Source organism: Bacillus sp. NMCN1 (assembly GCF_002998085.1).
Classification (GTDB): domain Bacteria; phylum Bacillota; class Bacilli; order Bacillales; family Bacillaceae; genus Bacillus.
The window spans coordinates 757,049-778,134 of sequence record NZ_PVQL01000001.1 but is presented as its reverse complement, the minus strand read 5'-3'; the positions used below and the strand labels follow the sequence as shown (position 1 = coordinate 778,134).

Sequence of the window (21,086 nt, the reverse complement as noted above, 5' to 3'; positions counted from 1 at the left end):
AACGAAAAGTCACTTTTAAAAGCTGTTCAATTAATCTATCGCATAATACGATATTACGTCATGCTCCGCCAAAAACGACGCCAGTTATACGCAAATAAAAAAACAAATCAATAAAGCTTTAAAAGTGTTAAAAGGTTTATTCATACATTGTGAAAATTATCACCTTATATAAATAGGTAAATTTAAGGTGTTTTTACAAAATTCGACACAAAATGCTTTTTCTCTTTGATACTATTGAATTAACCTATTTACAAATAATAGGTTAATTCAAATTAAGGAGTTGTTTTGTTTGAAAAAATCAACATTAAAAAAAGCTGTATTATCTATCGCCTTTTCTGCAACAATGTTATTTTCTATGAATACTGCAAGTGCTGCTCCGTTAGAGTGGGTCAGAGATGCTTATCCTGATCAGTGGGATTACGTATTAATTAAACAAAATGGGGTAAGTTACACTCAAGTTTGGACAAGTAGTAACAGTTATTTCCTTGTAAAATGCGAAGTATTATCTAACGGAAAATGCTTTGTTTCAAAATAAAAATATTTACAAAACGACTTCCAATTTTGGGGTCGTTTTTTACTTCAAAGTCAAACTCCTCTAAACGGGTGCTTTAAATTAAACCTCATTGAGAGCATAATCCAGGTCTAGGAAAGTCTTTGCTTTTAAACGTGTATACAATCTTTCACTCATACCGATTTCATTATATACCTTGTAATAGTTAATTTTGGAGCATATTTTGGTTTAATCTCCCTAATCTCTTTATACATAGGTTTTTCTTTACAATAACCCTATTAACATTTTACTATATATAATAAGATCAATAACTTCCGCGCCTCAGCAGCTCTAGAAGGATAGAGCACTGTAAAACGAATTGTAGCTGGCGAGCCGTAAGATCCGAAAAGCACACTAGCTGAGACAGGTGAAATTCCGTAGGGAAGCGTGTTGCCCCTAGCCTATCTTCGAAAGGAGTGCGGGTTCGAATCTCGTCTGAGGCTTATGAGATCGATGGAATTGGAGGATAAAACATCATGCATGTGTTTGAAGAATATGTAAGCAAGATCGGTAATCCAGAGCTGAAGCAGCGCACGCAAGACATTTTACAATGGATTTTAGACACATTCCCTCAATTAGAGCCAAAAATTGCTTGGAATCAGCCCATGTTCACAGACCATGGCACATTTATTATTGGGTTTAGCGTAGCAAAACATCACATTTCTGTCGCACCAGAAAGTAAAGGAATTGATCACTTTTCAGCTGACATTGTACAAGCGGGTTACGATCATGGAAAAAAGATGTTTCGCATGAAGGAAAGCTTGCCAGTTGATTATCCTCTCCTAAAAAAAATCATCGAATTTAATATCGAAGACAAAGCGGATTGTTCAACGTTTTGGCGAAAATAAAAAGCACCCCGATCTGAGCCATTAACAGATCGGGGTATTTTGCTGCAACATGTTATTTTGTTCTCTTCCTTACAACTTTCTGCTCAAGCCACTCATAACATGACAAAATGGCATTCACGCTCCTTTGGCATATCGGCAAATATACAACAGCGACCGCTGTTAAACACGCTATGACAGCACCTGCTAAGACATCAAATGGATAATGGACACCTACCCAAATCCTTGAAAAACCAACGGCGCACGCAATGATCAGCCAATAAACATGGCGCTTGTGAAAAAGCCAAAAGATCAGACAAACAGAAAAAATAAAGATGGTATGATCACTCGGAAAAGAGTTATTTACTTCCTTTTGAATCAAAAGATTGACATGACTCATTTCGGCAAAGGGCTGCTGGTTGGAATAAAAAATTCCTGCAATTTTGCCAATTAACTCTGCCAATATGAAAGTAAATCCGGCAGATACGACCACTCGCCTATTGGTTTTGCTCCGATTTTGAAACCATATGAACAGACACATGAGCGCTGCTAACAGCACTGTATATTCAGCTAGTCCAATGAATAACGGATTCAAGTAACCATGATCGATACTGAGCTGATTCACCCACCTAAATAAATCTTCATTATATCCCTGCATCTCATTTCATCCCTTTTTCCTCGATTTATGACAAGGATAATTGAAATGAGATGACCGCTCCATCGATTGAACGAACAAACCATGAAATCATATGACATGTTTGTCACTCTGCTGTCACCTGCACATCATTCACTAACCGCTCTATAGAGAGTGATGCTGCTCCCATTCCTTTTTTAGCAAAGCATATTGATACGTGTTTTCATATTTAGGGGTGCCGTCCTCATATGTAGTAAATGAAATAAACTCAAGAAAAAAGCCTTCTTTCCGCATACCTAATCGCTCACATAATGCCTGTGAACGGACATTATCATCTTCTACATAGGCATAAAGTCGCCTTGCTCCCTTTTCTACAAATAAATAGGTCAAGAATGCTTCAGCACTCTCACGTGCATACCCCTTTCCTTCATATGCTGCATTGAAATTCCAGCCGATTGAATACGTATCAGGCTCCTCTTTTAAATGAAACAACTCACCGATAATCTGTTGACTTTCTTTTAAACAAACCGCTACATATGAATGATCTTCTTTTCTCTTTTGCACTTTAGCCACAGCTTCTTCTAATGAAGAAATTCGATCACTAAGAAAACAATTTACTCTTGGATTAGACAAGTACTCCAGCATCCCTGCCGCATCTTCATCGCAAAACGGTCTAAGAATTAAACGATTCGTTTCTAATTGATTCATAAATAACTCCTCTTTGCATCATTTCGTGTTTTCTAGTCTCTCCATATTTTAGATGACATGCACCAGCTTTGACAATCAAGTTGTTGTGAAGTGTCTTCAAATAAACGAAACTCATAAAAAGCATTTTTGCTATTAATTAATTTGATCAAAACTAATAAAATAGAACATAAGTTTCTATTTATTTTATTAAAAAGGGGTTACACGATATGATCAAAACAGTGGATGGCAACATTTTAGAGGCAAGTGAAGACATCATCTGTCACCAGGTGAACTGTAAAGTGGATTAGCCAAACAAATCAAAACAAATACCCCAATGTATACAAAGATTATAAACAATTATGTACAGAACAAGGAGATGACTTGTTAAGCTCCGTTCAACTCATCACAACTAATGACGGAAAAACAATTGCCAACTTATTTGCTCAAACTGGATACGGAAGAAAAAAAATGCAAACGGACTACGACGCCTTACGCAGCTGCTTACAAAGCCTAAAAGACACGGTAACCCATTCACATGAAGAGAAATACCAAACTTCCATCGCCATTCCTTACGGGATCGGCTGCGGACTGGCGGGCGGCGATTGGACAATTGTGGAAGACATGATTGAAGAGGTGCTTAGTGATTGTGAAGTGACGGTTTATCGGTTTAAATAATGGAAATGAGGTTTTTATGAAACATATATGACAAAAACCCTCCTTAATTTGGAGGGTTTTGTGCGTTAGTTGTCGTCTTTATTTTTTAAATAATTTAATACGGCTTCTTTATCTTCCTCATCTTCAGGGAGATATCCCAAATTTTCATATTCCCAAATAGCCATTCGTTGATAGGTATTGTAATGAGAGTTCAATACATCATCATAATTAAAATCAATGGCAAATTGATTCCTATTCTTGATTTTCAGCGTTAAATTTGTCCAAGCTTTTTGCTCGTTAATTTTAAATTCATCTCTGAGTTTCTTAAAAGAATCCTGTAAATTAATTAATAAGTCATCATATATATTTTCACTGACCTCAAATATATCAGGAATATCATGAGAATAAATATATTCTTGTTGTTTGTTTGTATTAAAGAAAAAATAAACTTCACGAGAGTCATCCAGAATTTCCGCATATAGCAAAACATTCTCCCAATCAACAGGTATTATTTCATTTATTGTATTCAAAATTTCTTGATAAACTTCATTCGATGGTTCCATATCCATTGAATTAACCTCCTGACTTATTTTCAATCGATACCTTTTTAACTCTCCGAGCTCCAATTTTATACTTAATTTTAAATAAAGTTGGTCGCATAGAATCTCCTTCATATCTAATGCTTTCTACAGAAACTGACACTGTCTCAGGTGGATCTTTCCTCAAGGCTGCCAACCATTCCTGCTCCAACTGATACCATTTCCCACCGCTTCGATTAATCTGTGAATTCATCGGCACAAGATTGTCTATATCGCCAGATCCTTTGAAAATAGACGCAATTAAATGCCCACCATCATCATCCAGTAATCGATCTGGCTTACCTGAATTAGATTGAGCGTACTGATTTCTTTTGACCTCTCCGTATTTTAAATCATTAGCTTCGACTTTGACAATACGTCCGTAGTGATCGGTTGTGTAGGTGTACCCTTGTTTTGTTGTATAAACGACATTTGGTTTTAATACTTTTTTACGTTTCCATCTTACATAGTGATCTCCGTAACTGACAACAGTCGGTGGTGATTTAGGTGCTGGTAATCGTCTGCCTGTCTGAGAGATTCCGTAGCCTGAATTGTTGTCGAGTCGCTTTGCCATGGAGAGGAGTTTATTTTTGAGATTTTCGCCGTCAAATACATTGTACGGAAGCTTCGGTCCACCAGCCATTTGAAACTTTGGTGAGTATGGCAATAGATTCGGAATAGAGACTCTATCTATTGATTTTGCGCCTTGTTCAAGTCCTTTTTTAACGGTTGTTTTAGCTGCAGATGTACCCGTTTTTGTAATGGCTCCTGCCCCTTTAGAACCAAAGACGATTTCTGCTAGTGAACCAGTCGCATAGGCGAACCAGTGTGATCGAGAATACGCATCACCATCGATGACTTCTTTTTGGAATGAGTCTGAAATCGATTTTCCAATCGCTTTCGATGTTTCAATTGTAAATATTGGCATATAAAAACCCTCCTTTAATTGGAGGGCAATTGTATTAGTAATTGTTTTCTTCTTTATTTTTTATAAAATTCAGTACTGCTTCTTTATCTTCCTCATCGTCGGGTAAAAATCCGAAAGTTTCATATTCCCAAACTGCTATTCTTTGATCACCATCAATACCTAATGAGAAAATATCTTCATATCCATATTCAATCGAGAATTTACCTGAATGCTCCATCTCAAGTGTGAGATTAGTCCATGAACCATAATTATTTTTTTCATAAAATGTTTTTAACTGTCTAAATAATCGTGATAATTCAACTAAAAAATCCATATATACTGATCTACTGATATTAAATAATTTAGGTATGTTGTGCCCATAAATAAACTCCTTATCACCCTTTTTTTTAAAGTAAAAAGTTATTTCTGCTTCGTGTTTGACCACTTCCGTATACAGTCGTATTTTTTCCCATTCAACTGGAATGTTATCATGAATAAGTTCAACTATTTTTTGATAGATGGAATCAATTGTTGTGTTTTCCATATTATTCACCCTCCGATTTTATTTTCGACAATTAGATACTTTTCTTTTCCTTCTATGCTATAAAACACACCAAACTCAGAGGGTCTGATTGAATCGTTTAAATACTTCGGCTCAATTATAACTTCTACACGCTTTGGGGGATCAGATGCTAATGCTTTTCTCCATTTCTGTTCCATCTCATACCATTTCCCACCACTTCGATTGATCTGTGAATTCATAGGTATGAGATTATCAATATCCCCAGACCCTTTAAAAATAGACGCAATTAAATGACCACCATCATCATCTAGTAATCGATCTGGCTTACCTGAATTAGATTGAGCGTACTGGTTTCTTTTGACCTCTCCGTATTTTAAATCACTTGCTTCGACTTTGACAATACGTCCGTAGTGATCGGTTGTGTAGGTGTAGCCTTGCTTTGTTGAATAAACGACATTCGGTTTTAATACTTTTTTACGTTTCCATCTCACATAGTGATCTCCGTAACTGACAACAGTCGGTAGTGATTTAGGTGCTGGTAAGCGTCTGCCTGTCTTAGAGATGCCGTATCCTGAATTGTTGTCTAGACGTTTCGCCATGGAGAGGAGCTTATTTTTGATATTTTCTCCGTCAAAAACGTTATAGGGTAGTTTCCCTCCTCCTGCTATTTGAAACTTTGGTGAGTATGGCAATAGATTCGGAATAGAGACTCTATCTATTGATTTTGCGCCTTGTTCAAGTCCTTTTTTAACGGTTGTTTTAGCTGCAGATGTACCCGTTTTTGTAATGGCTCCTGCCCCTTTAGAACCAAAGACGATTTCTGCTAGTGAACCAGTCGCATAGGCGAACCAGTGTGATCGAGAATACGCATCACCATCGATGACTTCTTTTTGGAATGAGTCTGAAATCGATTTTCCAATCGCTTTCGATGTTTCAATTGGATGAGAAACAGCTGTTACGACTGATTCAACGGCACCCCCAGGGTCTGTTACAAGATCGTAGATGCCAACTACAGTATCTTTGGCCACATCATATAGACCAACTGCAGCACCTTTTACACTATCAACGAATACCTCTGATGCTTCTTCCTGCGCTTTGATTTGGAGCAGTTGGCTGTAATACATTTTTTGATCGTAAGAAAGGTTTTCATATCCAATTTCGTCTACAATCTCAAAGTATTTTTCTTCTGATATACACGAAGGATCATTGAGCTTTGCCTTCAATTCTTTGATTCTTCGTTTCTCTTTTTCTTCTTTTTTCACTTTTAAATATGCCTTCACTTGAGCATCGATTTTATTATGGTTCTTGTACACATCTGTTTCATGAAACGCTTTTGCATCATAATACATGGGCTGAGCGTTCTTTCCTTTTCCTGTAGCAGCCATCATCTTTGCATAAAAATTTTTGAGGTGATTCTCAATCGCTTCTGACTTTGCGTATTCTGTTTTTAGATCATGGTCTATTTTATGTAATGCCTCAATCGCATCTTTTCTTTCTTCGTTCGCATCATCTAAATGCTCATCTACCTCTTTGCTGGAAAACGTCTGCAATTCAATTAGATCACTGACATCGTCAAAAATAGCCGTAAGGGCTTCTTTTTGTTCCTTAACCATATCTTTATTGTTCTGAATGCCTTGCTTCAATTGAGCGTCTAAGAAGTGCTCATCAATAAATGTACTCCCGCCTAACGATTCATCATCAAGCTTTCCTTTCACTCCATCTAAAAAAGCCTTTTGCATATCAATAAAATCAAGATAAGTGTCGGTGTAAAGTGCAAGATCATTATAAAAGGCTTTGATATTATCTGCACCTTTCCCAGTAAATTCATCACCTAAGCCTGAAACACCTTCTAACGCTTTCTTTAAATCTACCATTTCTTCCCGCAGCTTCTGATATACCTTCGATCTTTCCTCTACAGCTGATAATAAAGATGGAGCATCTAATATTTTCATATAAAAAAGACTCCTTTTATGGAATATTCTTTTATTAGAATACCACAAGGAGTCTTACACTTTAATCCACTTTATCGTTTTTTAACCAATTATCCTCCAGAGCTGCCTCTTGATGCGACTGTTTGGACATCTTCATGTAGAGGCTGAATCAAACCATTTGTAAAGAAAAGTGTACCTAGTGCAACTACAGCTATTGATAATGTTATAAAAATAGACTTTTTCATTTAATTCACTCCTTTTCCTACATACTGGCTTGCACGTAAGGCTCTTTTATAGTAATTCAATGATTGTTGCAGCAAGCCTCTTCTCTCTAAATATTTCGCCACATCAACTAAGATTTCCTCTAAATCAACCCATACTCCTTTTTCTTCAAGTTCTGAGCAAAGAGTATTAATATTATTTATTTGAGATTCGGTAACATCATAAAAAATTTCTTTTAACAGTTTAAATTTAATCTGAAAAATCTCATGGTCAACTTGTTCAGATAAACTTTGCCCTTGATCAATTAATTCTATTGCTTCTTTACTTTGAGTTGAAATTCCTACTCTAGATAATTCGTACAAACATCTCAATTTCAATAGATTATGGTTTTCTATTTCTTCGTAGCTCAAGGTACGTCTATATAGTTTAGAAGCATCTGTGTAATTGCCTTTTTTACTTTCCAAAAATCCCATACTGTAGTAAAGGTGTATGATTAAGTGATTATCAGCAATATCCTTAATCATTTCCTCTGCTTCATTAAAGAGATCACTTGCTTTGTCATATTCAAATTGGTCTATTAAGTTTAGCGCATGTAGTATTCTACAGTTGATTTGTCTTTTGATATACGTTTCATGTGCATTAAAAGTATCTGAAGCAATTTGAGCATGATGTTTAGATAAGAAAGTCATTTTCAAATCATAGAATAGAACAGCTAATTTATAATGAAATTCTGCTTTTTCTATTTCATCATCAACATAAGCTAATTTCTTTTCAGCTATTCTGAAATAACTTAGTGCCTTATCATAATCTTGCAAGTAGTCATGATAGATCCCATTATAAAAATAGAAGTAATATGACATGAGTTTATTTGTTTTTTCTTCTTTTTCATCTGGGGCGTTTCTCTCAAAGAATGGCTTGTCTAAATTTCTGCTAATATTCTGAAGTTTTAGTTTAAGTCTAAAGCTCAATAGTTGATAGTACAAAAGAATATTCTGATTTTCTTCCATTGATTCAATTGCTTTGTCTATGTCATCTTGCATCTCAATAGCTGCTGATAAATCCCCTTTTTGTATGGCAAGATTCCAAGTATTTAACATGTTTCCAACCTCCTGAGAGGCAATTAACCTTGTCATCCCGTTACCCCCTTGTAATTCCTTTGTATAATTTTAACATGATATTTACAACATATGTAAAGTCAAGGTGTTCATTTTAAAAGTTTTCGGTATACCGCAAAATGTTTACCTATAAAAGATATGTTTTATGTAGAATGCATCCCTACATTCATTAACAAAATATGATTGTCCACCTAAAACACAAGTGTTAAAATGGGATATGCATATTAGAAAGGTGGGATATTATTGGCGAGTTTCCGAAAAAGAGGGACAACATGGCAGTATAGAATAAAACACAGAGATCCAGTTACTCAAGAAGTAACAGAGCTTTCTAAAGGTGGTTTCAACACCAAAAAAGAAGCTCAGATTGCTGCTTCAAAACATGAAGAATTGCTTAGAAGTGATGTTGAAGTTGGTGGTGGGGAAATAACTTTAAAGCATTTCCTTATTGAATGGTTGGAAGTGTACAAAAAAGGAAAAGTTGCAAAAAACACTTACAATATTCATCAAAGAAATGTTGAGAATAAAATTCTCCCATACTTCAAAGAGATTAAACTAAAAGACATAACACCAATGAGATATCAGAAATTCATAAACACTCTTGAGGAATCAGGTAAGTATAGCACAAGGACTATTGAGATCATACACGGCACTATGTATCATGCATTGTCTATGGCTGTTAGACCACTTAAGAAAATTGCATCAAACCCATGTGATGGGGTTGTGTTACCTAAAAAACGTAGTAAATCTAAACAAAGTCTGGAGTATATTAACTCAGAGGATGTTGGGAAGTTTTTAAAGATTGCTCGTCAGGATAACTATATCTACTACATTTTCTTCAAGACTTTGATTGAAACTGGTATGAGAAAAGGTGAAGCTGCTGCCCTTCAAAGAAAAGATATTGACTTGAAGAATCGAACCATAACAATTAATAAATCACTTGATTTTCAAAGAGAACCTGGTGAAGAGCTATTTGGTAACACTAAAACATATCACTCAGAACGGACTATCAAGATTACAGAGTCTTTTGCAAAGGAACTTCACGCTCATATGAAGTGGATCAACGATAACAAAATGGTCTTTAATGAAATATATGATCATGATCTAGACCTTGTTTTCTGCAGAGAAAAAGGAGATCCTTTACCAAAGTCCTCCTTGTTCAATGCATTAAAAAGAATATTGAAAAAAGCTGAAATAGAAAATATCCCAATCCATGGATTAAGACATACTCATGCAGTTCTATTATTAGAAGCTGGTCAAAGTATGAAGTTCATCCAAGAAAGACTAGGACATAAAAACATAAGCATAACTTCTGACGTATATGCTCATATAAGTGAAAAACTCGAAAATAAATCTGTGGACAGTTTCGAGAATTACATCAACTCAATTTTGAGTTAAATTTTTTTGTTGAATTTGGTGGTCAAAAAGTGGTCAACCCTTATTTCGGTTGTGGTCACTATAAAATTGACCACCAAATCCTTTTCAAAAACCCTGTCAAATCAATATTTCTCTATTAATACTGAGACATATACTGATCGCGTTCCCATGGGTGTACTTGGGTGCGGAACATATCCCATTCGATTTCTTTTGATTCGATGAAGTGTTCGAATAGGTGATCGCCTAGTGCGTTGATCATGACTTCGTTTGATTTCAGCAGCTCAAGTGCTTCTGCAAGTGTTGCAGGTAGGTCAGAGATGCCGTTTTCAAGGCGCTCTTCTTTGTCCATGACATAGATGTTTCTGTCGATTGGTGCTGGTGCGTCTAGTTTGTTTTTGATTCCGTCAAGACCTGCTGCAAGTAATACGCTTAGTGCAAGGTATGGGTTTGCAGATGGGTCAACGCTGCGCACTTCTACACGTGTGCTGATGCCGCGTGATGCAGGGATACGGATCAATGGACTGCGGTTTTGTGCACTCCATGCAACGTAGCAAGGTGCTTCATAACCAGGTACAAGACGCTTGTAAGAGTTAACCGTTGGGTTTGTGACCGCTGTAAAGCTTGTTGCGTGCTTGACGATACCTGCGATAAAGTGTCTAGCAGTCTCGCTTAATTGTAAATCTGCTTTTTCATCAAAGAATGCGTTTTTGCCATTTTTGAATAATGATAGGTTACAGTGCATACCAGAACCGTTTACACCGAACAATGGTTTTGGCATGAATGTCGCATGAAGACCGTGCTTTCTCGCAATCGTTTTGACAACGAGTTTGAACGTTTGAATGTCATCACAAGAACGGATAGCGCCAGCATATTTGAAATCAATTTCATGCTGTCCAGGTGCTACTTCGTGGTGAGATGCTTCAATTTCAAAGCCCATTTCTTCAAGCTCAAGCACGATATCACGGCGGCAGTTTTCGCCTAGATCTGTTGGTGCAAGGTCAAAGTATCCACCTTTATCGTTTAGTTCAAGCGTTGGCTCGCCTTTTTCATCTAATTTAAATAAGAAGAATTCTGGCTCAGGTCCAAGGTTGAAATCACTAAATCCTAGTTCTTCCATTTCCTTTAAGACACGCTTTAAGTTATTACGTGGGTCTCCATCAAATGGTGTCCCGTCCGGCTTGTAAATGTCACAAATAAAGCGTGCAACTTTACCTTTTTCTGCTGTCCAAGGGAAAATAACAAATGTGTTGAGATCTGGGTATAGATACATATCTGATTCTTCAATACGTACGAAACCTTCAATAGATGAACCGTCAAACATACATTTGTTATCGAGAGCTTTTTCTAACTGGCTCACAGGAATTTCAACATTTTTAATCGTTCCGAGAATGTCTGTAAATTGCAGACGAATGTACTTTACGTTTTCCTCATTTACTAATTTTACGATATCTTCTCTTGTGTATTTTGCCATTTCGTAAAACTCCTCCCCTACAAAAGGTAAAATTGTATAGCAATGCTTTTGCTAATTCGTTAACGGAAGAACCTTGACATATCCCCCTGCCTAAAGGTCGTTCCTTGTTGGAAACGTCCAGCCTGAATGAGTTCCTTCTTCAGTAGCTTCCTGAGTTCATCATCTGTCAAGTTGTGCTTCGCTGTGGTTTTCTCCTCGGTCTTTGTGTCAGACGCTGGATTTTCTGCCTCAGCTTTGGCAAAAAGTTTTTTGATTCCTGCCATGTTTACACCTTGTTCGATGAGGTTTTTAATTTCCAGTAACTTATCAACATCATGGAAAGAAAATAATCGGCGATTCCCATCACTTCTTGCTGGAAATACTAAACCATTTTCCTCATAATAGCGAATTTGTCTTGCAGATAATTCTGTTAGCTGCATGACAATCCCAATTGGGAATAAAGGCATTGAGCGGCGAATGTTATCACTCATCTCAACTGTCTCCTCCTCTTTGCTTAAATTTATTATATGTCATGTTATATTATGTGTCAACGAAATGTTAGGAATATTAACATGGATTTTTTTATTGAGCAGGTACTTTGATAAAACCTTGTTCCAATAAGGCATCTACAGCACTGCAAATCGCATTTTTCACATGGGCATACGTGAGTCCGCCTTGAACGTAGGCGGTATAAGGCGGTCTGATCGGTCCATCGGCTGACAATTCGATGCTAGCTCCTTGGACAAAGGTGCCCGCTGCCATTATGACATCATCCTCGTAGCCCGGCATATAGCTCGCATGCGGTGTGACGTGACTGTTGATCGGAGATGCATATTGAATCGCCTGGCAGAACGCAATCATTTTGTTAGGATCGCCAAATTCGACGGATTGAATCAAATCCGTTCTTTTCGCATTCCACGCTGGGTTCGTTTGGAACCCGAGCTTCTCAAGAAAGCGAGCCGTGAACACTGCGCCCTTTAAGCTTTGCGCCACAACATGCGGTGCTAAGAAAAATCCTTGATACATTTCCTGAAGCGCATACAGCGATGCACCCGCTTCACTGCCGATGCCCGGAGATGTCATTCGATAAGAGCAAGCTTCTACCCATTTTTCTTTTCCAACGATGTAGCCGCCTGTTTTGGCAAGCCCGCCGCCTGGGTTTTTAATAAGGGAACCAGCCATAAGATCCGCTCCCACATGACATGGTTCTTGTAATTCAGTAAATTCACCATAACAGTTGTCCACAAACACAATGATTTCTTCATTGATCTCTTTTACAAATGAAATCATTTGCTCGATTTCTTCTATTGTAAAGGAGGGTCTTGAAGCATAGCCTTTCGAACGCTGAATGCCGATGACTTTTGTTTTAGAGGAGATCGACTCTTTTACTTTGTCATAATCAATGGAGCCATCTTGGCGCAAATCAATGGCCTTGTAATCAATCTGGAAGTCTTTTAATGAGCCTGTCCCTTCTTTGCCGCGAATCCCTACAATTTCTTCTAGCGTATCGTATGGTTTTCCCGTCATATAGATCAATTCATCACCAGGTCTCAGCACACCAAATAACGCAATGGAAATCGCATGTGTGCCGGAAATGATCTGCGGACGCACAAGGCCGCTTTCTCCTCCGAAGACATCCGCGTAGATCTTTTCTAACGTGTCTCTTCCCATATCATCGTAACCATATCCAGTTGTCGGGTTAAAGTGAGAGTCACTGACTTTATGCTTTCGGTAGCTTTCAAGCACCCGCCACTCATTTTGTTCGCTCTTTTGATCAATTTGCTGATGCATGTGTAAAATGTCTTGTTCTGTTTCTGCTGCTACTTTTTCTAAAATACTGCCGTGTTTTAATGTATGAAACATCTTGATTTAATTCCTTTCTTACAACATATACTTCTTGATTTGACCTAAAATGGTCTGCTCCTCACCACTAAATCCGGTAATATCATAAAGTTCTGCTTCTTTTTGAAAGTCTATTGATTCCACGAGCGTTTCTGATTTTAATGTGGAGATGAGCTTTCCTTCATAAGCTGGAATCTTCACATGATATGGCTTTAAAAAGGTTTTTTTCAGTTCAGCCATGATATCCGCTTTTAACCGTTTCACATCTTCTTCGCGTCTCGCACTGATTAACAGATGACGATGCTTTGAAGATGGGATGAAATCTGGTCTGATTTGATCTTCTTTGTTATAAACCGTCAGCATCGGAATACGGTCTGCTTCTAGTTCTTCTAATAGCTCATGAACCGTTCGTTCGTGACCTTCGTAATCCTCATTAGAAGAATCGATGACGTGAAGCAAATAATCAGCTTCCTTCACTTCTTCAAGAGTGGAACGAAATGCCGCAATCAGTGTTGTTGGAAGGTCTTGGATAAAGCCAACAGTATCTGAAATCAGCACACTGTAGCCAGATGCTAATGTCATCTTACGTGTCATTGGATCAAGCGTCGCAAACAGCAGATCCTCTTCATGACTATCTGCATCTGTTAATTGATTAAACAAAGTAGATTTTCCAGCATTCGTATATCCGACAATGGCAATTTGGAACACCCCATTTTTCTTCCGGCGTTCCCGGTATCTTGTACGGTGTTCTTTGACTGTAGATAATTGCCCGTTAATTTCGTGAATGCGGTTTCGAATATGGCGTCTATCTGTTTCAAGTTTTGTTTCACCTGGACCTCTTGCGCCAATTCCGCCTCCTTGTCTTGAGAGGCTGATCCCTTGTCCACTTAGTCTTGGCAAGGCATACTGAAGCTGGGCAAGCTCTATTTGCAGCTTCCCCTCTCTTGTACGGGCTCTTTTTGCAAAGATGTCTAAAATCAATTGTGTACGATCAATAATTTTCACATCTAAGGCAGTTGCCAAAGCTTTTAGCTGACTTGGAGACAGTTCGTCATTAAAAATAATGACATCACATTCGAATTCCTCGCAAAGCACTTCAAGCTCTTCTACTTTGCCTTTACCGATATATGTTGCGCTGTCTTGTCTATTTCTCTTTTGCGTCATCACGCTGACAGCTTCACCGCCAGCTGTTTTGGTTAAGGAAGCTAATTCTTCCATTGAGTATTGAAAGCGTTCATCCGTGACATGCGGCAATTGACAGCCGACAAGGATCGCTTTTTCTGTCATTTCATGTTCATTCAACGTCAGTTGTTTCCTTTCTGTACTTAAGTTTTCAGTAGTACCATCATACCAAACACATCACACGTATACCACTATTCGGATGGTTTATTTTAGTATCTCTTTATAAAAAGGATACGCCATTTTAAGTAGGCGTATCCTCTTTCATTTGCAGATCGTGACTTTTAATGGTGAGCAAATCTTTTTTATCATAATGATCCACAAGCAAGAGTCTCATCGCCTGGGTTCGAATGGCCTTTTCAATCGTGTTTCGCACAAACCGGCCGTTACTGAATTTTGCAGGGCTTGTGGTGCTTTTAATGTGCATTAAATAATCTCGCAGCTTCCATTCAGCTTCTTGGGTAAATATATATTCTCTGTCAGCCATCATTCGTTTGGCAATGTCCATAAGCTGATCGACTGTATAATCAGGAAAGCTGATATTGATTGGAAATCTTGATTGCAGGCCAGGGTTTAATGATAGAAAATGATCCATTTCCTTGGAGTAGCCAGCAAGAATGAGAATGAATTCGTGCTGTTTGTCCTCCATATGTTTTACTAGGGTATCAATCGCTTCTTTCCCAAAATCCTTTTCTCCTCCGCGGGCAAGAGAATAGGCTTCGTCGATGAACAAAATGCCACCTAGTGATTTTTTAATTAAATCCCTTGTTTTTTGCGCTGTATGACCAATGTACTCTCCGACAAGATCTCCGCGTTCCGCTTCAATTAAGTGACCCTTTGAGAGGACATTCATTTCAAAGAAAAGCTTCCCGACAAGCCTTGCAACCGTTGTTTTCCCTGTGCCTGGATTCCCTTTGAACATCATATGAAGCGCTTGTTTCCCTACTTTCAACCCTTGTTCCTGCCTTTTTTGATTGACAAAAATCCAAGCATAAATCTCTTTTATGTTTCGTTTCATTTCATCCATACCGACAAGACTGTTCATTTCACGCTCTATTTCCCGTAAGATGCTGTGTTTTGCCTCATTTTTCTGCAAGGCTTCTAGATATTCTGCCTCTGAATCTGCATCAACCAATACTTGCTTTTGTCCGTTAAGTATAATATTAATTTGGCCGTTGTTTTTATATGTGACAGCTCGCTCCAACGTATTCACCTCTCGCTCTTCTCTCTTTATTCTATTCGGGTGGAGCTGTAATCGTGACAATCGCCCGCTTAAGCCCAAGTTTGCTGTCAAAATGACCCGAGATACCGGATATTGTAGGGATTTCTGCGGTTTCCCAGGAAATGATGTGCTATTTCCATTGTATTCATCCATTTTGGGCGGACAAACCAACAATTTGTTTTTTCTTAGAAAAATGTAGCTTTCTCATCACAAATTGTACAGAAAAGAGTCTCAATGATTTCCGCATTTTGTACAGGCAATTCTTCTATTTTCTCATAAAATAAAGACGAGGTGATGAATAGATGGTGAAGATTTTTATTGATCCTGGCCACGGTGGAACAGATTCTGGAGCTAGTGCTAATGGGCTTTTGGAGAAAAACATCACACTTCAAATCGCGCTTTTACTGAGAGATATCATGATTAGTGAATATGATGGGGTTTCCGTCCGCTTAAGTCGTTCAACTGACCAATCCGTCACTTTGTCCCAACGTACGAATGCGGCAAACATCTGGGGAGCTGACTATTTCGTGTCTATTCATATTAATGCAGGCGGGGGCACAGGTTTTGAAAGCTTTGTGTATCCTGGCGTTTCAGCACCGACCACCACGTATCGCAATGCCCTTCATGATGAAATTGTTCGCTCGGTGGATTTTGCCAACCGCGGCAAGAAAACAGCGAACTTCCACGTTCTTCGAGAAACTTCTATGCCCGCTATTTTAACAGAGAATGGTTTCATTGATACGACAGCTGATGCCAATAAGCTCCGCAACGCGACCTTCCTTCAAGGCATCGCTCGCGCTCATGCCACTGGAATAGAGAAAGCCTTTCAGCTGAAAAAAAAAGCAGGTAATCTTTATAAAGTACAGGCTGGGGCTTTCAAGGTGAAAGCCAATGCAGATGAATTAGCAGCCACACTTAAATCCAAAGGCTTTGACGCCTTCGTTGTATTAGAGGGCGGCATGTTCCGAGTGCAAGCTGGGGCTTTTCGTACAAAGCAAAATGCGGATGACCTCGTCGCAAGATTAAAGCAGGCCGGTCACGACGCATTCGTTTTCCAATAAGCTGAAGCTGTTATAAAGAAATAAACCGGCTCAAGTCTGCTGCTGAGCCGGTTTATTATTGATTCATTTATGCTAAAATGTTCACGACAAATTGAGACCACGTTTCAAGTCGATCGAAGTATTCGGGCTTTTTCAAATCGGATGCTTTCATCCATTTTCCTGAGATTTGATCTGTTTCTTTCACTTCTACATGAGCACCTGGAGATAATTCAAGCGCTGATAACAGTCCAATGTGCACACGGCCGACACTGTTATCATCATCATTAATTAAACCAAGGGTTTTCATCTCAAGTTTGTCTTCTTCTTGAATAGAAAGTTCCTCGTCCAGCTCACGATCCGTATTTTCTTTTAGAATTTCAGCAAAGTTTTTCCCTTCGATGAAATTCATGTGACCACCAAAGCCAAGAGACAGCTTATGATGCAGTCGAGTCTCTCCCCCGCCTTGAAGCCTTTCATATACATACACTTCGCCCTCACGCTTAATGACGACATAAGGAATCGGCTGCTTGAAGTCAGGGTTTTCTTCCGCATCGCCTCTGCGCATCTGCTCGAAGTGCTCTTCGATTTCTTTCATTATTGTGTTGATTGTTTTCTCTTCACTATTCACACCATTAAACGCAAGCGTTTCGTTTTGGAACACGCGTGTGCGAGGTGCAACTAGTATGATTTCATCCATTTTTCCCATGTTCGGTAACCTCCAGTATGTAATGCGTTGTATGAAATGGCAAAAAGCCAAAACGAGTGATGCGTTTTGACTTTTACGCCTTACTTATGATTCATCTCCAAAGAAGAAGTCATCATCTTTTAACGGCTCAACAGTTGCTTTTTTGTAGCCGTTCCCTTTCATTGAGAAGAAGTCATGTGACTTTGTTTTTGTATTGAGTCCGTTCAATACAATTGGGTTGATCTCTTCTTCTTCAAAGTAAGGGGCAAATCCAAGATTCATTAACGCTTTATTGGCATTGTAACGAATGAACTTTTTCACATCATGTGATAAATTGACTTGGTCATATATATCTTCCGTGTAATGAAGTTCATTTTCATAAAGCTCGTTCAAGAGGTCAATCGAGAAATCATATAGCTCTTTTTGCACGTCAGGTGTTTGTTTGTTGTAAATTTCTTGTGCTAATAATCCAACGTACACACCGTGAATCGCTTCATCACGCAAAATCAAGTTGATGATTTCACCACTTTGCATGAGCTTTCCTTGTCCATAGAAATAAAGCGGGTAGTAAAAACCACTGTAAAATAGGAAGCTTTCTAAATAAACAGAAGCAACCATTGCTTTAAAGAGGGAAATCGGATCGTCCTTTTGAATCGAACGGTATAAACTGACAATCATATCTGCTTTCTTTTGCAAGAATTTATTCTTCTTGACCCATTCAAACACTTCACTGATCGTTTCAGTTGGTGCGAGTGTCATGAAGATATTTGAGTATGATTTCGCATGTACTGCATTTTCCATCATCGCCATAAAGTTTAATACCGCTTTACGCTGATGGCCGTCTACATGTTCAGCCACAATCGGCATCCCTGTATTTCCTTGTTCTGTATCAAGTAAAGTCAGTCCAGCAAGTACCTTCATATACGTATCTCGCTCTTTTTCACCTAAATATTTCCATGTCAAGAGATCCCCGTTTAAGGAAATCTCTTCAGGAAGCCAGAACTGCTTCACATTTTGGTTGTAGAACATTTGTGTAAAATCGTCTTCGTGTTTTGACCAGTTGGCTGCATCATAAATTTTTGTCACGTTAAACTCTCCTTTAATCAAACAACACAAGAAAGACAGCCTTCCTGCCCTGTATCCTTCGTTCTTGCATAATAAAGTGTCTTAATGCCTTTATGGTGTGCATACAGATCGATGCGGTTTAAGTCACGTGTTGTCATCGTATCTTTCAGGAATAGTGTAAAGCTGATTCCTTGATCGACGTGCTGCTGAATCGTTGCGATCATATCGACCACTTTAAACATGTCCATATCGTACGCTTCTTTATAGAAGAACCAGTTTTGCGCTGAAAGACCTGGCATTGGGTAATAGGTTTTGCTGTTGCCGTATGTTCTTTCTTCGATACGTTCCATAATTGGCATAACAGAGGCTGTTGCCGATTGCACATAAGAAATGGAACCTGTTGGTGCAATACATAAGCGGTAGCTATGGTACATGCCATTTTCCGCTACAAAGTCTTTGAGTGCTGCCCAGTCTTCTTTTGTTGGAATGTGCATGCCTTCAAATAGCGCTGCTGCTTTTTCTGTTTTTGGTGTGAAATCATTCTCCACGTATTTATTGAAGTACTCGCCCGTTGCATAGCCAGAGCCTTCATAACGATGGAATGTTTCTCCTTTTTCTTTGGCAAGCTCACTTGAGCGTTTAATTGAATAGTAGTTCACCATCATAAAGAACGTATTCGCGAAATCTCTTGCTTCTTCACTTTCATAGGCAATTTGATTTTGAGCCAAATACCCGTGAAGGTTCATCGCACCAAGTCCGATTGACTTCATCGCTTTGTTCGCTTTTCGAACAGCCGGTGCATTGCGAATGTCTGTTGTTTCAGATACAAGTGTTAGTGAGTCTGTTGCAAGTTTGACCGTTTTTTCGATCGATTTGTTTTTCATGACATTCATGATATTTAATGAACCAAGGTTACAAGAAATATCAAGACCAATTTCATCTTCTTGATCGTAGTCCGTGTAAGAAGAGACCTCTGAAGCCTGAAGCACTTCTGAGCAAAGGTTTGAGAATTTCACTCGTGAAATATGGTTTAATGCATGCTCTCTATTCACATTATCTTGGAACATGATATATGGATAGCCTGATTCTGAGCGAAGAACAGCCAATTTTTCAAGAAGCTTTCTCGGATTGACTTTTTCTTTTTTGACTTTCGGGTTTTCTACAAGCTCATCATACATTTCTTCCATGTCCATCTCATCAAGATGCTGTCCATATTCTTTATAGACTGTGTGCGGATAGAAGGTGTAAGCTGTTTTATCTTCTCTTGCAAGCTCGATAAATTTGTCCGGGATGACAACACCGATGGAAAGAGTTTTCACACGAACATCTTCATCAGCAGAGATTTTTTTTGTATCTAAGAAATCATTGATATCTCTGTGGAAAATATTGAGGTAGGCACTGCCTGATCCTTGTCTTTGTCCCATTTGATCTGCATATCTGAATGCATTATCAAGAAGCTTCATCACGCCGACGACACCTTTTGTCGCGTTTTCAACATCTTTAATTGCTTCGCCTTTTGCACGAAGTTTTGACAGGTTCAAACTGACGCCGCCGCCTAGTTTTGAAAGCTGCATTGAAATATCAATCGCTCTTGAAATATCGTTTAATGAGTCATTCACTTCAAGCAAGAAGCAGCTCACAAGCTCACCGCGTCTTTTACGTCCAGCGTTTAAGAAGGTTGGTGTACTTGGCTGGTACTCCTGATTGATCATCAGTTCTACAAACTCAAGTGCTTTTTCTTTATCTCCTCCCGCAAAGAAAAGCGCTACAACTGAAATGCGGTCTTCATAGCGTTCAAGGATTTTCTTTTTATCATTTGTTTTCAGTGCATAATCGTTGTAAAACTTAAACGCACTCATGAATGATGGGAATCTAAATTTCTTCGCATATGCAGCTTCGAATACTTCTTTAATATCTGCCATGCTGTATTGTCTTAAAAATTCTTCCTCATAGTAGTCGTTTTCTATTAAGTAATCAATCTTCTCTTCTAAGTTGTGAAAGAAGACTGTGTTTTGATTAATATAATCTACGAAATAACTATGTACAGCTTCTTTGTCCTTATCGAACTGAAACTTTCCTTCTTTTTGAATCATAATCTCGTTATTTAATTGTATCCACTTTGGAACCTGATTTTGTGACAATTCTTTCTACCTCCTGTGTAAACAATTCAACATCCCTTTTTGTTCCGCTTAGTTCAAAGGTGTGCAAAATAGGAACTTGATATTGTTTAGAAATCGTATCGGCGCTTTTGGCAAAATTATCTCCCCATACTTTGTTTCCACTCACCGCTACACCTAGTAAAAGGTGAGCATTTTTCTCTAAAAAGGACTGAGTGGTACTAGGGACTTGTCCAAATCCTGTCGTAAAGGTGACGAGAATAAACGGCGTATCCAAAAACTCTTCTCCAGTCAATTTTCGTTTGTCTGTAAAAGGGGTCTTGTCCAAAAAGCGTTGAACATTTCCTGTTTTTGAATCAAATACGATTTGAATCAATTCCATCACGACCTAGTTTTTAGTATTGTTGATCATTTCATTATTCACTATATATAGTATACTATGTTTTTTCAAAACACAATATATAGATGTTCGAAACGAAAAAAATCA

Annotated in this window: 22 protein-coding genes; 5 read left to right on the top strand and 17 right to left on the bottom strand. The window is 38.4% G+C overall.

Annotation, left to right across the window (positions count from 1 at the left end; genetic code table 11):
- Positions 1-289 precede the first annotated feature (289 nt).
- On the top strand, positions 290-535 hold the full coding sequence (locus C6W21_RS04065; protein ID WP_034660753.1) for a hypothetical protein: 246 nt from the start codon (positions 290-292) through the stop codon (positions 533-535).
- Positions 536-1,026: 491 nt separating this feature from the next.
- Positions 1,027-1,398 (top strand): iron chaperone, encoded by a 372-nt coding sequence (locus C6W21_RS04055; RefSeq protein ID WP_106055942.1) that lies wholly within the window; start codon positions 1,027-1,029, stop codon positions 1,396-1,398.
- Between the two features lie 52 nt (positions 1,399-1,450).
- Here C6W21_RS04055 and C6W21_RS04050 read toward each other — a convergent pair whose 3' ends face one another.
- Both C6W21_RS04050 and C6W21_RS04045 read right to left on the bottom strand, forming a co-directional pair.
- The gene (locus tag C6W21_RS04050) at positions 1,451-2,032 is read right to left on the bottom strand and encodes an undecaprenyl-diphosphatase (protein ID WP_106049401.1); all 582 of its coding nucleotides are present in this window, start codon (positions 2,030-2,032) and stop codon (positions 1,451-1,453) included.
- 141 nt (positions 2,033-2,173) lie between these two features.
- Complete coding sequence (locus C6W21_RS04045) at positions 2,174-2,716, bottom strand: GNAT family N-acetyltransferase (RefSeq protein ID WP_106049400.1); 543 nt, start codon at positions 2,714-2,716, stop codon at positions 2,174-2,176.
- A 360-nt stretch (positions 2,717-3,076) separates the two neighbouring features.
- Between C6W21_RS04045 and C6W21_RS04040 the strand changes: the two genes are divergently transcribed.
- On the top strand, positions 3,077-3,370 hold the full coding sequence (locus C6W21_RS04040; protein ID WP_223260972.1) for a macro domain-containing protein: 294 nt from the start codon (positions 3,077-3,079) through the stop codon (positions 3,368-3,370).
- Positions 3,371-3,435: 65 nt separating this feature from the next.
- On the opposite strand, the gene C6W21_RS04035 is transcribed toward C6W21_RS04040, so the two are convergent.
- The 6 genes from C6W21_RS04035 to C6W21_RS04015 form a co-directional block, all read right to left on the bottom strand.
- The gene (locus tag C6W21_RS04035; protein WP_106055941.1) at positions 3,436-3,918 is read right to left on the bottom strand and encodes an antitoxin YezG family protein; all 483 of its coding nucleotides are present in this window, start codon (positions 3,916-3,918) and stop codon (positions 3,436-3,438) included.
- A gap of 4 nt (positions 3,919-3,922) precedes the next feature.
- A complete protein-coding gene (locus tag C6W21_RS04030) occupies positions 3,923-4,855 on the bottom strand; it encodes a DNA/RNA non-specific endonuclease (RefSeq protein ID WP_223249512.1) in 933 nt (310 codons plus the stop codon).
- Between the two features lie 34 nt (positions 4,856-4,889).
- Complete coding sequence (locus tag C6W21_RS04025) at positions 4,890-5,378, bottom strand: immunity protein YezG family protein (RefSeq protein ID WP_106049398.1); 489 nt, start codon at positions 5,376-5,378, stop codon at positions 4,890-4,892.
- A gap of 5 nt (positions 5,379-5,383) precedes the next feature.
- Positions 5,384-7,309 (bottom strand): T7SS effector LXG polymorphic toxin, encoded by a 1,926-nt coding sequence (locus tag C6W21_RS04020; RefSeq protein ID WP_106055940.1) that lies wholly within the window; start codon positions 7,307-7,309, stop codon positions 5,384-5,386.
- A gap of 89 nt (positions 7,310-7,398) precedes the next feature.
- Positions 7,399-7,533, bottom strand: a complete 135-nt coding sequence (locus C6W21_RS19340) for a hypothetical protein (protein ID WP_262982702.1) — start codon at positions 7,531-7,533, stop codon at positions 7,399-7,401.
- The gene (locus C6W21_RS04015) at positions 7,534-8,643 is read right to left on the bottom strand and encodes a response regulator aspartate phosphatase (RefSeq protein WP_106055939.1); all 1,110 of its coding nucleotides are present in this window, start codon (positions 8,641-8,643) and stop codon (positions 7,534-7,536) included.
- Positions 8,644-8,868: 225 nt separating this feature from the next.
- Here C6W21_RS04015 and C6W21_RS04010 point away from each other — a divergent pair, with 225 nt between their 5' ends.
- The gene (locus tag C6W21_RS04010; RefSeq protein ID WP_106055938.1) at positions 8,869-10,020 is read left to right on the top strand and encodes a site-specific integrase; all 1,152 of its coding nucleotides are present in this window, start codon (positions 8,869-8,871) and stop codon (positions 10,018-10,020) included.
- 115 nt (positions 10,021-10,135) lie between these two features.
- On the opposite strand, the gene glnA is transcribed toward C6W21_RS04010, so the two are convergent.
- The 5 genes from glnA to spoVK all read right to left on the bottom strand — a co-directional run bounded on the left by glnA (position 10,136) and on the right by spoVK (position 15,674).
- Positions 10,136-11,470, bottom strand: coding sequence for a type I glutamate--ammonia ligase (gene glnA, locus C6W21_RS04005; RefSeq protein ID WP_060596374.1), 1,335 nt, complete (start codon positions 11,468-11,470; stop codon positions 10,136-10,138).
- A 59-nt stretch (positions 11,471-11,529) separates the two neighbouring features.
- Positions 11,530-11,940, bottom strand: a complete 411-nt coding sequence (locus C6W21_RS04000) for a MerR family transcriptional regulator (protein ID WP_034662120.1) — start codon at positions 11,938-11,940, stop codon at positions 11,530-11,532.
- Positions 11,941-12,031: 91 nt separating this feature from the next.
- Positions 12,032-13,312, bottom strand: a complete 1,281-nt coding sequence (locus C6W21_RS03995; protein ID WP_106055937.1) for a methionine gamma-lyase family protein — start codon at positions 13,310-13,312, stop codon at positions 12,032-12,034.
- An 18-nt stretch (positions 13,313-13,330) separates the two neighbouring features.
- Positions 13,331-14,593 carry a GTPase HflX gene (gene hflX / locus C6W21_RS03990; protein WP_106055936.1) on the bottom strand — a complete coding sequence of 421 codons (1,263 nt, stop codon included), beginning with the start codon at positions 14,591-14,593 and terminating at the stop codon, positions 13,331-13,333.
- Positions 14,594-14,714: 121 nt separating this feature from the next.
- Positions 14,715-15,674, bottom strand: a complete 960-nt coding sequence (spoVK, locus tag C6W21_RS03985; RefSeq protein ID WP_003211912.1) for a stage V sporulation protein K — start codon at positions 15,672-15,674, stop codon at positions 14,715-14,717.
- A gap of 320 nt (positions 15,675-15,994) precedes the next feature.
- Here spoVK and C6W21_RS03980 point away from each other — a divergent pair, with 320 nt between their 5' ends.
- Entirely contained in the window at positions 15,995-16,753 is a 759-nt protein-coding gene (locus tag C6W21_RS03980; protein WP_106049388.1) for an N-acetylmuramoyl-L-alanine amidase, read from the top strand.
- 67 nt (positions 16,754-16,820) lie between these two features.
- Here C6W21_RS03980 and C6W21_RS03975 read toward each other — a convergent pair whose 3' ends face one another.
- The 4 genes from C6W21_RS03975 to nrdI form a co-directional block, all read right to left on the bottom strand.
- Positions 16,821-17,438 (bottom strand): hypothetical protein, encoded by a 618-nt coding sequence (locus C6W21_RS03975; RefSeq protein WP_106055935.1) that lies wholly within the window; start codon positions 17,436-17,438, stop codon positions 16,821-16,823.
- An 84-nt stretch (positions 17,439-17,522) separates the two neighbouring features.
- Positions 17,523-18,503, bottom strand: a complete 981-nt coding sequence (gene nrdF, locus C6W21_RS03970) for a class 1b ribonucleoside-diphosphate reductase subunit beta (protein WP_024424085.1) — start codon at positions 18,501-18,503, stop codon at positions 17,523-17,525.
- A gap of 17 nt (positions 18,504-18,520) precedes the next feature.
- Positions 18,521-20,623, bottom strand: coding sequence for a class 1b ribonucleoside-diphosphate reductase subunit alpha (nrdE, locus tag C6W21_RS03965; protein ID WP_034662140.1), 2,103 nt, complete (start codon positions 20,621-20,623; stop codon positions 18,521-18,523).
- Positions 20,583-20,975, bottom strand: a complete 393-nt coding sequence (gene nrdI / locus C6W21_RS03960) for a class Ib ribonucleoside-diphosphate reductase assembly flavoprotein NrdI (RefSeq protein WP_008360380.1) — start codon at positions 20,973-20,975, stop codon at positions 20,583-20,585. Before nrdI ends, nrdE begins: the two co-directional genes overlap by 41 nt.
- Positions 20,976-21,086 lie beyond the last annotated feature (111 nt).

Bases quoted from the DNA above. Each gene is read 5' to 3' on its own strand.
- C6W21_RS03995 (WP_106055937.1), bottom strand. From the start codon at position 13,312: ATGTTTCATACATTAAAACACGGCAGTATTTTAGAAAAAGTAGCAGCA.
- C6W21_RS04015 (WP_106055939.1), bottom strand. From the start codon at position 8,643: ATGACAAGGTTAATTGCCTCTCAGGAGGTTGGAAACATGTTAAATACT.
- glnA (WP_060596374.1), bottom strand. From the start codon at position 11,470: ATGGCAAAATACACAAGAGAAGATATCGTAAAATTAGTAAATGAGGAA.
- C6W21_RS03975 (WP_106055935.1), bottom strand. From the start codon at position 17,438: ATGGGAAAAATGGATGAAATCATACTAGTTGCACCTCGCACACGCGTG.
- C6W21_RS04050 (WP_106049401.1), bottom strand. From the start codon at position 2,032: ATGCAGGGATATAATGAAGATTTATTTAGGTGGGTGAATCAGCTCAGT.
- C6W21_RS04030 (WP_223249512.1), bottom strand. From the start codon at position 4,855: ATGCCAATATTTACAATTGAAACATCGAAAGCGATTGGAAAATCGATT.
- C6W21_RS03980 (WP_106049388.1), top strand. From the start codon at position 15,995: ATGGTGAAGATTTTTATTGATCCTGGCCACGGTGGAACAGATTCTGGA.
- C6W21_RS04020 (WP_106055940.1), bottom strand. From the start codon at position 7,309: ATGAAAATATTAGATGCTCCATCTTTATTATCAGCTGTAGAGGAAAGA.
- C6W21_RS19340 (WP_262982702.1), bottom strand. From the start codon at position 7,533: ATGAAAAAGTCTATTTTTATAACATTATCAATAGCTGTAGTTGCACTA.
- C6W21_RS04035 (WP_106055941.1), bottom strand. From the start codon at position 3,918: ATGGATATGGAACCATCGAATGAAGTTTATCAAGAAATTTTGAATACA.
- C6W21_RS04025 (WP_106049398.1), bottom strand. From the start codon at position 5,378: ATGGAAAACACAACAATTGATTCCATCTATCAAAAAATAGTTGAACTT.
- C6W21_RS04055 (WP_106055942.1), top strand. From the start codon at position 1,027: ATGCATGTGTTTGAAGAATATGTAAGCAAGATCGGTAATCCAGAGCTG.
- C6W21_RS04045 (WP_106049400.1), bottom strand. From the start codon at position 2,716: ATGAATCAATTAGAAACGAATCGTTTAATTCTTAGACCGTTTTGCGAT.
- C6W21_RS04000 (WP_034662120.1), bottom strand. From the start codon at position 11,940: ATGAGTGATAACATTCGCCGCTCAATGCCTTTATTCCCAATTGGGATT.